Origin of the sequence: Psychrobacter sp. PL19 (genome assembly GCF_017875835.1) — a bacterium.
Classification (GTDB): Bacteria; Pseudomonadota; Gammaproteobacteria; order Pseudomonadales; family Moraxellaceae; genus Psychrobacter.
Window position 1 is genome coordinate 2,047,367 of the sequence record NZ_JAGING010000001.1, and the last position, 13,408, is coordinate 2,060,774.

A 13,408-nucleotide genomic window follows, 5' to 3' on the forward strand; every position below is an offset into this window, starting at 1 on the left:
GTGGCAAAATATTTAATTTCATACGTAATTGAAAAAAGCCAAGCGTCATTAAACGTTTGGCTTTTTTGCGACTAACATGATTTTTAAGCTGATTTAGATTAATAGTGATCAGTGTTCTTCAAGCTCTGCCATGACTTCATCTGAGAAATTGACATTAGTATAGACCTCTTGCACATCATCGATGTCTTCTAACATATCAATCATTTTCATGACTTTTAGCGCGTCATCAATATTATCAATCTCAGCGCTAGTCGCTGGTGACATGGTTACTTCAGCGTTGTCAGAGAGGAGACCTGCGGCATTAAGAGCATCCTTAACACGTCCAAAGCTATCGACTTCAGTGATAACCACTAGGGTCTCACCATCATTTTCGATATCAAGCGCACCAGCATCTAAGGCAGCAAGCATAATCTCATCTTCTAAACCCAGGTCATTAAAGCTAATTTCACCACGTTTGTTAAATAAATACGCGACTGAGCCTGAAGTGCCAAGATTGCCTTCATGCTTGGTAAAGGCGTGACGCACTTCACTGACGGTCCGGTTGAGGTTATCAGTCATGGTTTCAACCAATACTGCTACGCCGCCGATACCATAGCCTTCGTAGTTAACTTCTTCCATATTATCATTGTCACCGCCACCAGCACCGCGAGCAACCGCACGATTGATGGTATCTCGAGTCATATTGACTGATAGCGCTTTTTCAATCACGGCTCGCAGGCGTGGATTTTTATCAGGGTCGGGGTCACCTTGCTTGGCAGCTGAGACAATCTCACGAATAATTTTAGTAAAGACTTTACCCTTTACCGCATCCTGACGGGCTTTACGGTGTTTGATATTTGCCCATTTTGAATGGCCTGCCATACGATATCCTTAATTTTTGCTTGTTATTTAGTATCTTGATCAAAGCGCTGCTGACAACAACGGCCTATAATTACCCACACAGTTTCTACTTTACGCTCAGCAAGTTTACGCTCATCAAGCTTGTTTGTAATAACAAGCTTACGTGTGAGTTGACAATTTGTATGTCGCTAATAATGGTTTTTTGCTACACTGTGACAAGTATTATAGGGCGGTGACCGCTATCAGTTGACACTAATATGCAGCTATTGTCATCATTTTAACTAATCCCACTCTTTCATTTCCGTTTAAACTATTCGGTTTTATAAAGCCCTTATTCTTATGACGCCATTGATCCTATGAAGCAATCAACCACTGAAGCCGTTATCCAGCTACGTAAGCGCATTCACATCGTTATTGAAGGCACAGACACTCGTTTGGGTAAGCTATTCGACATCATGTTATTGATTACGATTTTGGCCAGTGTGGCTGTAGTGATGCTCGATAGTGTGCTGTATATGCGCTTACAGTATGGCACGATATTTTTCTATACTGAATGGTTCTTTACTATTTTATTTACCATTGAGTATGTTTTAAGACTATTTTCAGCGCCCAATCGGTTCCGTTATGTCTTTAGTTTCTTTGGCGTAGTGGATCTATTGTCGGTGCTACCCAGTTATTTGAGCTTAATGTTCGTGGGTGTACAATATCTACTAGTAATACGTATCTTGCGTATTTTACGCATTTTCCGAGTGCTCAAGCTGAAAGCTTATATGCAGCAAGCAGGATTTTTAGCCTCTGCTCTAAAAACCAGCCAACAGAAAATCACCGTATTTTTCTTATCTTTAGTACTATTAGTAACGATTTTCGGATCGGTTATTTATGTGGTTGAAGGGCCAGAAAACGGCTTTACCAGTATTCCATTATCTATCTATTGGGCTATTGTCACCATGACCACGGTAGGCTACGGTGACATATCGCCAAAAACACCGCTAGGACAAGCCATTGCTTCTATGGTCATGATTACTGGTTATTCCATTATCGCGGTACCTACAGGGATTTTTACTGCTGAGCTGGCACGTAATCTGCGTCCACAGCTCAATCCAGTCACCTGCCCGAACTGCGGTAAATTTGGTCATGCAGTAGGAGCAGAGTTTTGTGATCGTTGTGGGCATGCGCTACATATATAACAAACAGCCATTCCATAACTTTGGGTATGTGTAGGGCGATGAGTGCTGTGATGTTTATAGGATGAGTGCTGTGGCGTTTATAGATAGTCAGCAACTAATGGTGACAAATCGATTTCGACTCCCAGGTTGACTAGGTTCCAATACTGACCGGATACCGTACGATCTAGCATCATAGTAGTAGCTGATGGTTGGAACTGACCGAAATACTTTAAAGATGTGCGCATTTGAGCTATGGCTTCGTGGTGCACCTGACTGCTAGTAAAATCAAAAGCGCCATCTTGATAAGGCTTGATAGACAAGGGTTTGAGTCCAATTTCTAGCCATTTTTGGTAAAATTCACCTGGAATATTTTTATCATCATCTCGGCGTACTTCAAGGGCTACTAAATCTTGTTCAAGCGCCGTTACATCGCCTTTTATGGCATGTTGAGCAAAGCGTCGAAACAACTGAACTTCACTATCGCTATAGCTGCGAACCCCGCCAAAATCATAAGCGACTACGCTACCATCAGCTCGAAAGGCAAAGTTACCTGGATGCGGGTCACAATGCATCCGGTATAGACCAAATAGCTGTCCGGCAGTAAAATGAAATAAGCGCTCTGCAATTTTTTGTTTGATAGTATTGTCCCAGCTTGCTGCTACCGTCAGCGTTTCGCCCATCTCTTCAGTCAAAGTCAATACCCGTTTAGAAGAGTGGCTACTGATAACCTTGGGAATAATAAGGCCTGTATCATCGGCATGGAAGGCGCCAAACACACGCAGATTATGAGCCTCTTTTATATAGTCTAGCTCGTCATGTAAGCTTTGGCGAATCTCGTCAAACAGCTGGTTCTGTAACTCACGGCTCATATTAAGAACGCCGGCTATCTTGAGCGCCATACGCACTTGTTTAAGGTCACTATCACAGTTTTCATCGACATCAGGATACTGTACTTTGACGACCACCCTTTGCCCAGAGGGTAGAGTCGCCTTATGGACTTGTCCAATAGACGCGGCGGCAAACGATGTTTCTTCGAATTCAGTAAACAGCTGGTCAATAGGCGCTTTTAGCTCACGCTCAACTTGCGCGAGTATCTGTGCGTAAGGCATTGGCGGTGCGTCTTTTTGCAGCTTTTCAAGGGCATTTGCCACTTCAGGTGGGAACACATCTTTATATTGTGAGGCAATCTGTCCCACTTTCATCACCGCACCCTTCATTTCTCCAAGGGTTTCAGCTATCTGGATACCCACGTCTTGCATCAACTCTGAGCGCGCTTGCAGGCGTTTTTCTTCGTCACTAGAGAGATGCTTCAATGAGTTTTTAGCCGCTTTCCCCGCAATACTTGCAGTCATGCCAGCGAGTTTCATAAAGCGTTTTCTGGACGATTTTGCCATTCATATCACCGTGTATTGGACTATTGATTGAGTCAAGTTTTTGATTGTAAGGTTTATTTTATTACAAAAGCTAGGCTATGGATGCTCTAGGTATTTTTACCCAAGCCTATTTTACTCAAGCTGTCACTATTTAACCAGTCTGCTTTAGTTACTATTATCAATGATGCACAATCAACGCTCTAAATTTACGGCGTAAGTGTTGATCAGCCAGTAATCCAATGCCATCTGATAGCCTAAATGCCCCAGACCACAGATAACCCCGACTGCCACATCACTTAAGTAAGAATGCTGCCGAAAAGATTCTCGCGTATGGACATTAGATAAATGCACTTCAATAAACGGTTTTTGAGTCGCTAATAAAGCATCACGTAGCGCGACCGAGGTATGAGTAAAAGCGGCAGGATTGATGATAATCGCGTCTACTTGCGCTGTGGCTTCTGCTAACAGGCCGTAATGCTGAATGTCATCAACGAGTTTTCCTTCATGATTTGATTGAATACAAGTCAGCTCAATACCATGCTGAGCGGCACGGTTGATTAAGTTCGTCTCAATATCGGCGAGGGTAGTATGACCATAAATATCAGGCTCACGCTTACCTAGCAGATTAAGATTTACCCCATTAACAAGTAACAGTCTACGGGTAAGTGGCATGGTTGCTCTCGAACTAGAGAGATTAGTTGGCATTACCGATTGAGAAGAATTACTCATAAGTTTCTCTATAAATATAAAAAAAGTATTGATACGACAAACGGCTAAGACGGTCAATCATCAATAAATATAAAATGGTCGTATAGTAGCGAATAAACCTAATAATTTTTGCTCTAGCCCTTTATCATAGCAGCTTGCCGGTTAGATTATAAAAAATTGTCTAAAAAACTGCGTTAGCCTTTAAAAATCATGTTAAAAGACTTTATGTTACTAAAAACCCGTGCTATGATATTTTTAAGTAATAAGTATTGTAAGTTTGTTACTTATTATGTTCTAAGGAGTGATTCCATCATGATGGTAGCACTAACCAATACGGATAAAATATAATCGTCTTGATTTAGAAAGTCTTTTGTTAAATGGTGCACACCAAATGATAAAAGTGGCTATGAATATAAACTTGAAATGTTTGAACAACAGTATTTAGAGCAGTACTCTTAGATTTTGATCTCATAATTTTAGACCCCGTTTATATGCAATGTTGCAAAGGAATTTGGGGCTAAATAAACTTTTTAGGAAGTAATATTATGTCAGCTCGTGAGGAAGGTATTGTAAAGTGGTTTAATGATTCAAAAGGCTTTGGTTTCATTCAACGTGATAGTGGAGAAGATATTTTCGTCCATTTCCGCGCGATTCAAGGTGATGGTTATCGTTCTCTAAAAGACGGCGAAAAAGTTGAATTCAGTGTGGTAGAAGGCGATAAAGGTCTTCAAGCTGAAGAGGTCAGAAAAGTAGAAGAGTGATCCGCATAGACATTAGGGTAGTTTAGCTATAATGTCTGTATAAACTACTGATATACTACTAAGTCAAGCCCGTCTGATCTTACCGATGTTGAGTTTATCGCAGCGTATTTGGTAAGAGACAGATGTCAGGCTTGGCTTTTTTATGTTTTTGGTTTACAGAAATATAGTCATTTGTATTTATATACTGGCTACCACAAGGCTTACCGTGAGCCCATCACTGGTTAATATACAAGCGGTCAATATAAAAGGATGATTTTTTGAGTAATTTTACGACATTTACTGATTTGCCACTTTCAGCGCCGACCCTACGCGCGGTAAGTGATTTAGGTTTCACCCAACTGACTCCTATTCAAGCCCAAATATTACCGCACACATTGGCACATCAAGATGCCATCGGCCAGGCGCAAACCGGCACTGGCAAGACGGCAACATTTTTGCTCACTATTATGGAAGCGCTACTTACTCGTCCCTTTACTCCTGATGAAGAGCGTTATTTAGGCGAGCCACGCGCGGTCGTTATGGCACCAACACGCGAGTTGGCTCAGCAAATATTTGATGATTGCATCATGCTGACCAAATATACCTCGTTACATAGTGTCTGTATCATGGGTGGCACCAATTATGAAACTCAGCAGCACGAGCTTGAGCGCCAATACGTCGATATTCTGATTGCCACACCTGGACGTCTGATTGATCTAATGAATAAAGGTATGGTTTATCTTGATCGGGTGGAAGTACTGGTATTAGATGAAGCAGATCGTATGTTGGATATGGGTTTTATCCCTGATATCAAGCGTTTAGTAGGACGGATGCCGCCCAACACTGATCGTCAAAGTTTATTGTTTTCAGCAACATTTAACCAAGATGTGATGAACTTGGCCTATCGTTGGTTACATGAGCCACAATTCGTTGAAATTGAGCCGGAGCATAAGACCAGTGAGCTGGTTGATCAGCATTTTTACTTACTCACAGAAGATCAGAAGCTAGAAGCTCTACAGCGCATTATTACCGACACAGCGGTGGAAAAAGTGATTGTATTTGCCAATCGTAAAGATCAAGTGAAGCGTCTCTATCATAAGCTACGTCAAGCACACAAAATTGTGATGCTATCAGGTGATGTCATTCAGCAAAAGCGTGAAAAATACTTACAACGCTTTAAAGATGGTCATGCCTCTATTTTGGTAGCGACTGATGTGGCGGGACGAGGCATTCATGTTGATGATATCAGTCATGTGGTCAATTATACTTTGCCCGATCAACCAGATGATTATGTGCATCGCATTGGTCGTACAGGCCGCGCCGGACAAACAGGAATCAGTATTAGCTTCGTCAGTGAGGACGATGCTTTTAATATACCGGCGTTAGAGAAGCATTTAGATACTAAGTTTACCCTTGAGCAGTGGCAACAATAGTTGTTATAGAGCAAACATCAACCTGTTGTAGCATCAGACTGGCTTAATGTACCGGCTTTAATAAACCAGCCACAACTCGAACTGGTTTTGCTTGTAGTCGATTGAGGTCTTGCTCATTGGCCATCGTGTTCAAAATAAAAAGCCCTTACCGTCATGATTGGCGTTAAGGGATTTTTATGGACATTAATAATGTGATGCTCTTAACTTGGTGTGGTGATGACTCACTAGCTTCTCATTAATCTTGATTCAAGGTAGTGGACTAATTAGTGTTCGTATCACGATCGCTTGGCATAGTACTTGGCATATTATTCGACGTAACATCTGGCATAGTGCTCATGTCTTGCATACTATGATCCATAGCATTATCGCTATCGGGCGTCATGTCGTGATTCATTTGACTCATATCGGCCGTGGTTGCTTCAGAACGTTCCGGATTAGACGTCGTCATAGCAGAGTGGCTGCCATGATCCATCTGTGCATCGCCACCGCCATGCCCACTGTGCATGTTAGCCATTACCATGGGTACAACAATAACTGCTAAGCCAGATAACACCATAATAGCGCCATTCAGCTGTCTTAAGCGAAAACGCCCAATCTTATCGCGTAACCAGCCAACGGTTTCGTGCGTGGCAACCAGCATTGGCACTGTACCTAAGCCAAAGACAAACATCAATGCTGCACCGCTCAACGGATTGTGGGCGACTATTGCGATAAGTAGGGCACCGTAGACCAAGCCACAAGGCAAGAAGCCCCAAAGTAGACCAGCAGTTAGTGCACGTGGGAAAGTGGTTAGTGGAAATACTTTTTGACGAAGTGGGCTAAGGTACTGCCAAAAGCGCATACCAAAACGCTCAAGCTTGGTCAAAAAGGGTGCGCCAAGCATGGTCACGCCAACAAAAACCAGTACCAATCCCAGTAAAATACGCGGCGTACTATTACCCTTCATTAATGGCTCTAACACAGTGGTACCAATAAGTCCTGCGACTAAGCCTAAGAATGCGTAACTGGTTAGACGTCCCAGATGATAGGTGGCGACCAGAGCACGGCGCTTAGCTGGACTGACATCTTTCATAGACAGCCCAAATGCCGTCACCAGACCGCCGCACATACCCAAACAATGCGGTGAACCAAAAAACCCCATCAATAATGCTGCGACCAATAAGGCGGTGGTCATAATGAGTATCTCCTACAATAAATATTGAAATGTAACTCTATTTTTTACCGACAGTCATTTACTAAGTATACTGGCCACCACCAGAAAACGCAGGCAAGTAATACCTATCAAGGCTTTATATTTTCGGGGTGTGATTCGTATCAGTAAGGCTAACTGCATCATCTACCTTGACGCTATCGACTGGTTGATGATCATTGGCATCGTTATTGATGTTGTTGTCGGTAAGTGAGGTGTCAGCACCATCAACAGTAGCCTCAGTTTGCTCATGAGCCTGAATGGTTTGTCTGCGCTCTTGGCGGTCATCTAAAATAATGCGTTGAGAGGCGTTATCTAGGTCTTCAAACTGGTTGGATTTTACCGCATAGCGTACTGCCCAAATAGCCACCACAAACAACATCAAGCTCAATGGAATTAATAAGAATATGCTGAGCATTATAGACCTCTTAGCTGACAGTTCACTATATTATACGCTGATTATTGGCATATCAAGTGACTGCTATCGGGGGAAAGAATGAGCAAGATTACATAGGATACAAACGTGTTTTAGACATAGATTCTAATTGAAAGTTTTTACCGCGCTACCTCTGGGCGTTAATAACTGTTGCGGTGTTATATCTTCGGCGCGGCGACAGTCTAATTGTGGGCGTAGCACATCACGTAGGTAAGCCGCAATTTCATAAACAGCGCGCCTTGAATGACTCAGGTTTTGTGCCGGTGCCATCCAATCGCGTCTGACGGGCAAGGGCGCATTAATTGGGGTGCTATTAATGCCGTTTAGAGCAAACTGTCGTCGTGCACGAGCCATATGGTAGCTATCGGTAATAAGATAGACATGATGTAGCGGAATACGTTTGGCGGTAAAGCGTGCATTTTCGCAGGTATTCATACTGGCATTTTCACTTATTAAGCCCTCAATACCATGTTCGATGAGCCACTGGCTAAGCCAAGGCGCTTCAGCCCCACTTAGTACAATGGGTAGTGGTAGATCGTGATAGGCGGTGGCTGCGGTACGAACGCGGTTGAGGCTATAGCGATTGAGAATAATCTGATTGTTATTATCATTAGTGAGACCACCACCAAGCACCACGTAAGCGGTCGGTGGTGCATTCATAATGGCGGCTGGCATATGGGGTAAAGGCAGATGATTCAGTATATAGACAACCGTTTGCGAAAATAGCGGCGTGAATAAACTAATAAGCACTAAGATGACGGACGTTGATCCGAGTATAAAGGTAATATTAATAATACGAAACAGTTTGGCCATCCGTTCAGCTGATCGCAGGTAATATCGTGATAGATTTTTAGACCACGACTTTTTAGACCACATGCGTGCCATGCCCAATTGAGCCATCAGCATTCACTAAAATAGGCTCACGAGATAAGGTAATCGCAAATTTATTGTAAACACAAGTCGAAATATACCGTTGGGCTTGAGCCACATCTTTTTGAGTGGCCTGATAAGGCCTGTGATTGGTAAGCACTAGTGCCTGTTGTTGATGCGTAAGAATGGGGGCAATACCGCCACCTTTTAAACCCGCTTGCTCAATCAGCCAGCCTGCGGCGACCTTAACCATGGACTCAGGCATGGAGTAGCCGACAATATCAGGGTAAGTGACTTGCAGTGCTGCAAATTGGGCATTACTAATAACAGGGTTTTGAAAGAAACTCCCACAATTAGGCAGATGCTTAGGGTCCGGCAGTTTTTGTGTGCGAATATCGATAATGGCTTGCATCACATCAGCAGGAGTGGGCTGTGTGCGTCGGTTTTGCGCAGCATAATTCTGCGCTACCGATTGCACATCGCCATAACTGGCTAAAACTTGTGTTGGATCTAGATGCAGACGAAAACCCACGCGACTGATCAGCCATGTATTTGGCGAGCGTTTAAAGACACTGTCCCGATAACCAAATTCGCAGTCAATGGCCGATAGGTGCCGCCAGGTCCCGGTGGGTAAATGATAGGCACGCACATACTGCAAACAGTCTTCTAACTGAACGCCATAAGCGCCAATATTCTGAATGGGGGCGGCACCGGTCAAACCTGGAATGAGGGCGAGATTTTCAAGTCCATACCAGCCTTGCTCGACTGTATAGATGACTAAATCATGCCAGTTTTCCCCGGCCATAACTTCGATATCGACATGGGTTTCTGTCTGAGCTTTGACGGTGATACCGCGCATTTGTGGTCGCAGTACAATTGCATTTAATTGTGCGGGTAACAACACATTGCTACCGCCGGACAGCACAAATAATGGTCGATTATGTTCAGCGGTTTTTTGATAACTTGCCATAAAGCTATCAAGCTGCGCCTCATCCGCTAACATCACTACGGAGTCGGCAACACATGCCAGCGCCATAGTATTGGCATGTGATAGGTCATATGGCTCATCACATAATCTTTCATATGCAAAGCCAGGGGATAAATCACACTGGACACTGAGATCAAGGCGCACATCTGAGGTCATAAGGTAGCCTGTTTAGCGAGTAAATAACAAGTCATGCGGTGCTTATTATAGAGGATACGCTGATCAAAAGGACGAGAAATCTAGCATCTTATTTCTATAGGGTCTTCCAACTCTCAATCCAAGCCTGTGCACTTGACTCAATACGTTTAATCACGTCTTCAAAAGCATCGCCGTCACCTTGATAGGGATCAGGAACATCATCACCGCCATAGGTCGGATCTTCTTCGCTAAATAAGGCCAGCTTGGCCAGTCTTTTCGATGGATCAGTAATGGCTGTTGCGTTGTCTGAATCGACAATGCTGTCTTTAAGTACTTGTAAGTCTGCCAAGTTTTGCGCGTCCATGGCCAAAATCAAATCAAAATTACGGAAATCGTCGGCACTCACCTGGCGGGCTACCAATTTACTGATGTTATAGCCATGAGTTTTAGCGTGGCGCTGTGCACGGGCATCTGGTGCGTGGCCGATATGCCAGTCCCCTGTACCTGCTGAGTCTACTTTCATCGCAAACCCTGCTATAGCCACTTGCTGACGAAAGATCTCTTCGGCAGTGGGTGACCTACAGATATTGCCCAAACAAACCAACAATACAGACGATGGGGTAGATGCTTTAACCTGCATAAGACAACCTTTTATGACAACAAAAAAAGCATGCCATAAGAAACCAGCACGGGTAATGCTGTTTATTAGCATGCAAATGAGTAAGAAAATCAACCCTCAGCGTAACGGTTAATGGCACGAATGGCAAGGGCAGAGGCTAAACAATAGGGTCATTCAATGGATGGATGCTGAATCTATAGCGTATATAATATTTAGACAGCTTTTAATAGTCCGTCAATTGTGCCTAGTCGTTAGTCCTGATTGTTTTTAAAGCGATGCAACTCACGGCGCTCTTTCTTATTGGGCTTGTTATCTGGTCGAGCAAGATTGGCCAATTTGCGCTGTTCGGCATAATAAGCGCGGCGCTCTTCACTGTCTTCAGTTTCTGAATATAAAACTTGTGCGGCGTCGGCGTTGCCACGTTGCGCCGTTAAGGCTTCAACGATAACCGTTTTTTCTGTCATTGCGGTTGCCGAGCCCTGGCGAATCGTTAACTCGTCTCCGATCGCAATCTCTTTACTGGTCTTTACACGGCTACCGCCATAATGGACACGTCCACTCTCAATAGCCTGCTTAGCAAGAGTGCGCGTCCGATAAAATCGTGCCGCCCATAGCCATTTATCGAGGCGAATTTTGAGTAAGGCTTGGTTGCTATTATCAAGATTATTTTTCATAGTGATTCCTTTGAATACAGATCGAACAAGATACTGCCAATCTGTGTAAAAAGTATAAGTATTAACGGGTTATCGAGATTTTATATTCAAGTCGCTTATAAGTAACTGATTTTATACTTAAATGACTGATACTAAAGTAACGTTATAACTAAGCGGTTTTAGAGTATTACTATAAAACTAACTTCGGCTATGGCGAGCTCGAACCTAATAATGGCTCTACGCCTGGCATCAATATAATCAGCTGGCGCGTCCGATAATGACTACAGAGTATCTGAGATACTTTCTTAATATGAGGGCATTTTTCCTAAAATCCACTTAAGCTTCCAAGCATCTTCAATGGATAATTGCATAGGTATACTTTAATCATTTTAAGTAGGCACTTTTTTATGAGTCTTTGCCTTGGTTGAATACTAATTAGGACTGATATAATGCCCTGAATCTTAAAATATATTTAACCAAGATGTGACTCTCAGCGCTTTTTGATAAATTAGAGTTTTACGAGTAAGGTAACCCGTTATAAAAACGATAGGTCACTCGGTATAAAGATCAAAATCGTTTTTAACTGGGTGTCACTACTAGTAACTATGCTGGTAGTAGCTATTCTTGGACCACCAGTAGCGGCTAGCCTATTTCAAAAATAGCTGATAGCCGATATTGTCATTAATAGCAGTACAGTCATAGCCGATATCGAGTAGCGCGTCTTGTAGTAAACGCGAATTGCTTTCAGAAGCTTGTAAGCCAACTAATACCCGACCCTCAGCAGCACCATGATTGCGATAATGGAACAGGGTAATATTAAAATCATCGCCCAACTTTTCTAAAAAAGTCAATAACGCGCCAGGACGTTCAGGGAAGGTGACTTTTAATAACTGTTCGTTTGCCACGTGAGCATGGCCACCAATTAGATGGCGAATATGCGATTTGGCAATATCATCATCAGTTAAGTCATGCGCCGCATAGCCGTCAGCTGCTAACTGATTACTGATTGTTTGCCGCTCTTTATCGCCTTCTTTTAACCCGATACCGACAAATATTGCTGCAGGGTCCATAGAGTCTGGAGACAGCTGGTTATCCGCACGGTAGTTAAACTCAGTAATATTACGACCATGTAAGCTGCGACAGAAGTTTAAAAATGCACCGGTTTGCTCAGGAATCGTCACTGCAAAAATAGCTTCTTTCTTCTCGCCAATTTCAGTACGTTCTGCGATATAACGCAAACGGTCAAAGTTCATGTTGGCACCACAGATGATACCCACACAGTTTTTGCCTTGCAAGTCATGTGCCTTGATATATTTTTTCATGCCAGCCACTGATAGTGCGCCAGCTGGCTCAACGATACTACGATTTTCTTCAAAAACGTCTTTAATAGCAGCACAGACTTCATCATTAGTACAGGTCACGACTTCAGGCTCAACAATCGGTCCTGAATTATCACTTTTTTGGGTACGGATAACGTCAAAAGGTAATTCACCAATTTGCGCCACTGCCACCCCATCGACGAATAAGCCAACTTGTTCAAGTTTCACGCGTGAGCCCGCTTCAAGTGCCGCCTTTAGACAAGCGGATTGATCGGCCTCTACGGCGATAACTTTGACGTGTGGCGCCACTTCGCCTAAGAATGCAGCAATACCTGAAATCAGACCGCCGCCGCCTACTGCCACGAAGACATAATCCATATTGCGCCATTGTTGGGTCAGTTCAAGACCAATGGTGCCTTGTCCAGCAATCACTAGCTCATCATCATAAGGTGGAATAAAGGTCAAGCCTTCACGCTGCGCAAGGTCGATTGCGTAGCGGTTGGCCTCGTCAAAGCTATCGCCATGCAAGTCAACGTTGCCACCTAACGCCTTGACCGCATCAACCTTAATATCAGGAGTAGTGGTTGGCATAACGATAATGTTCTTTAGTGACAACTTGCGGGCAGAATAAGCGACGCCTTGAGCATGGTTACCCGCTGAAGCACAAATAACGCCATGAGATTTTTGCTCGTCGCTCAGTTGACTAATACGGTTATAAGCACCGCGTAATTTAAACGAAAAAACTGGCTGCAAGTCTTCGCGCTTGAGGCGAATGTCATTAGCAAAACGCTGGGTTAGCTTGGGTGCAGGCTCAAGTGGGGTTTGAATGGCAACGTCATAGACGGTAGCTTGCAATATGGCTCGTACCCAGTGTGACAGCATAATGACTCCTAGTTTAGGTGATGAATAAATAGGTGATAGATGAAGATAAAAATGAAA

General features: G+C 43.5%; 13 protein-coding genes. 3 read left to right on the forward strand and 10 right to left on the reverse strand.

What is annotated here, in order from left to right; translation table 11 throughout:
* Nucleotides 1-108 precede the first annotated feature (108 nt).
* A complete protein-coding gene (locus H4W00_RS08335; RefSeq protein ID WP_209957159.1) occupies nt 109-861 on the reverse strand; it encodes a YebC/PmpR family DNA-binding transcriptional regulator in 753 nt (250 codons plus the stop codon).
* 335 nt (nt 862-1,196) lie between these two features.
* Here H4W00_RS08335 and H4W00_RS08340 point away from each other — a divergent pair, with 335 nt between their 5' ends.
* Complete coding sequence (locus H4W00_RS08340; protein ID WP_209957161.1) at nt 1,197-2,027, forward strand: ion transporter; 831 nt, start codon at nt 1,197-1,199, stop codon at nt 2,025-2,027.
* A gap of 77 nt (nt 2,028-2,104) precedes the next feature.
* Here the strand turns inward: H4W00_RS08340 and H4W00_RS08345 are convergent, their stop codons facing one another.
* Together H4W00_RS08345 and aroQ are read right to left on the reverse strand one after the other, a co-directional pair.
* Complete coding sequence (locus H4W00_RS08345) at nt 2,105-3,400, reverse strand: ABC1 kinase family protein (protein ID WP_209957163.1); 1,296 nt, start codon at nt 3,398-3,400, stop codon at nt 2,105-2,107.
* A 171-nt stretch (nt 3,401-3,571) separates the two neighbouring features.
* Entirely contained in the window at nt 3,572-4,051 is a 480-nt protein-coding gene (gene aroQ, locus H4W00_RS08350; RefSeq protein ID WP_442966464.1) for a type II 3-dehydroquinate dehydratase, read from the reverse strand.
* A gap of 581 nt (nt 4,052-4,632) precedes the next feature.
* On the opposite strand from aroQ, the gene H4W00_RS08355 reads away from it, so the two are divergent.
* Both H4W00_RS08355 and H4W00_RS08360 read left to right on the forward strand, forming a co-directional pair.
* Nucleotides 4,633-4,848 carry a cold-shock protein gene (locus H4W00_RS08355; protein WP_209957167.1) on the forward strand — a complete coding sequence of 72 codons (216 nt, stop codon included), beginning with the start codon at nt 4,633-4,635 and terminating at the stop codon, nt 4,846-4,848.
* 257 nt (nt 4,849-5,105) lie between these two features.
* Complete coding sequence (locus H4W00_RS08360; RefSeq protein ID WP_209957169.1) at nt 5,106-6,260, forward strand: DEAD/DEAH box helicase; 1,155 nt, start codon at nt 5,106-5,108, stop codon at nt 6,258-6,260.
* A gap of 259 nt (nt 6,261-6,519) precedes the next feature.
* On the opposite strand, the gene H4W00_RS08365 is transcribed toward H4W00_RS08360, so the two are convergent.
* The 7 genes from H4W00_RS08365 to ilvA all read right to left on the reverse strand — a co-directional run bounded on the left by H4W00_RS08365 (nt 6,520) and on the right by ilvA (nt 13,351).
* The gene (locus tag H4W00_RS08365; RefSeq protein WP_209957172.1) at nt 6,520-7,434 is read right to left on the reverse strand and encodes a sulfite exporter TauE/SafE family protein; all 915 of its coding nucleotides are present in this window, start codon (nt 7,432-7,434) and stop codon (nt 6,520-6,522) included.
* A gap of 115 nt (nt 7,435-7,549) precedes the next feature.
* A complete protein-coding gene (gene ccoS / locus H4W00_RS12620) occupies nt 7,550-7,867 on the reverse strand; it encodes a cbb3-type cytochrome oxidase assembly protein CcoS (RefSeq protein WP_327193400.1) in 318 nt (105 codons plus the stop codon).
* 123 nt (nt 7,868-7,990) lie between these two features.
* Nucleotides 7,991-8,761 (reverse strand): YdcF family protein, encoded by a 771-nt coding sequence (locus H4W00_RS08375; protein ID WP_209959092.1) that lies wholly within the window; start codon nt 8,759-8,761, stop codon nt 7,991-7,993.
* On the reverse strand, nt 8,751-9,791 hold the full coding sequence (gene murB / locus H4W00_RS08380) for a UDP-N-acetylmuramate dehydrogenase (protein ID WP_327193418.1): 1,041 nt from the start codon (nt 9,789-9,791) through the stop codon (nt 8,751-8,753). The genes H4W00_RS08375 and murB overlap by 11 nt, the downstream gene beginning before the upstream one ends.
* Before the next feature lie 202 nt (nt 9,792-9,993).
* Nucleotides 9,994-10,518: a low molecular weight protein-tyrosine-phosphatase gene (locus H4W00_RS08385; RefSeq protein WP_209957176.1), complete on the reverse strand. Its 525-nt coding sequence runs from the start codon at nt 10,516-10,518 to the stop codon at nt 9,994-9,996.
* Nucleotides 10,519-10,748: 230 nt separating this feature from the next.
* Nucleotides 10,749-11,171 carry an RNA-binding S4 domain-containing protein gene (locus H4W00_RS08390; protein WP_209957178.1) on the reverse strand — a complete coding sequence of 141 codons (423 nt, stop codon included), beginning with the start codon at nt 11,169-11,171 and terminating at the stop codon, nt 10,749-10,751.
* Between the two features lie 626 nt (nt 11,172-11,797).
* On the reverse strand, nt 11,798-13,351 hold the full coding sequence (gene ilvA / locus H4W00_RS08395) for a threonine ammonia-lyase, biosynthetic (RefSeq protein ID WP_209957180.1): 1,554 nt from the start codon (nt 13,349-13,351) through the stop codon (nt 11,798-11,800).
* Between the last annotated feature and the right edge of the window lie 57 nt (nt 13,352-13,408).

What these genes read in the sequence shown, in the direction of transcription:
- H4W00_RS08375 (WP_209959092.1), bottom strand. Translation starts at nt 8,761, where the DNA reads ATGTGGTCTAAAAAGTCGTGGTCTAAAAATCTATCACGATATTACCTG.
- H4W00_RS08335 (WP_209957159.1), bottom strand. Translation starts at nt 861, where the DNA reads ATGGCAGGCCATTCAAAATGGGCAAATATCAAACACCGTAAAGCCCGT.
- ccoS (WP_327193400.1), bottom strand. Translation starts at nt 7,867, where the DNA reads ATGCTCAGCATATTCTTATTAATTCCATTGAGCTTGATGTTGTTTGTG.
- H4W00_RS08345 (WP_209957163.1), bottom strand. Translation starts at nt 3,400, where the DNA reads ATGGCAAAATCGTCCAGAAAACGCTTTATGAAACTCGCTGGCATGACT.
- aroQ (WP_442966464.1), bottom strand. Translation starts at nt 4,051, where the DNA reads ATGCCACTTACCCGTAGACTGTTACTTGTTAATGGGGTAAATCTTAAT.
- ilvA (WP_209957180.1), bottom strand. Translation starts at nt 13,351, where the DNA reads ATGCTGTCACACTGGGTACGAGCCATATTGCAAGCTACCGTCTATGAC.
- H4W00_RS08365 (WP_209957172.1), bottom strand. Translation starts at nt 7,434, where the DNA reads ATGACCACCGCCTTATTGGTCGCAGCATTATTGATGGGGTTTTTTGGT.
- H4W00_RS08340 (WP_209957161.1), top strand. Translation starts at nt 1,197, where the DNA reads ATGAAGCAATCAACCACTGAAGCCGTTATCCAGCTACGTAAGCGCATT.
- H4W00_RS08355 (WP_209957167.1), top strand. Translation starts at nt 4,633, where the DNA reads ATGTCAGCTCGTGAGGAAGGTATTGTAAAGTGGTTTAATGATTCAAAA.
- murB (WP_327193418.1), bottom strand. Translation starts at nt 9,791, where the DNA reads ATGGCGCTGGCATGTGTTGCCGACTCCGTAGTGATGTTAGCGGATGAG.
- H4W00_RS08385 (WP_209957176.1), bottom strand. Translation starts at nt 10,518, where the DNA reads ATGCAGGTTAAAGCATCTACCCCATCGTCTGTATTGTTGGTTTGTTTG.
- H4W00_RS08390 (WP_209957178.1), bottom strand. Translation starts at nt 11,171, where the DNA reads ATGAAAAATAATCTTGATAATAGCAACCAAGCCTTACTCAAAATTCGC.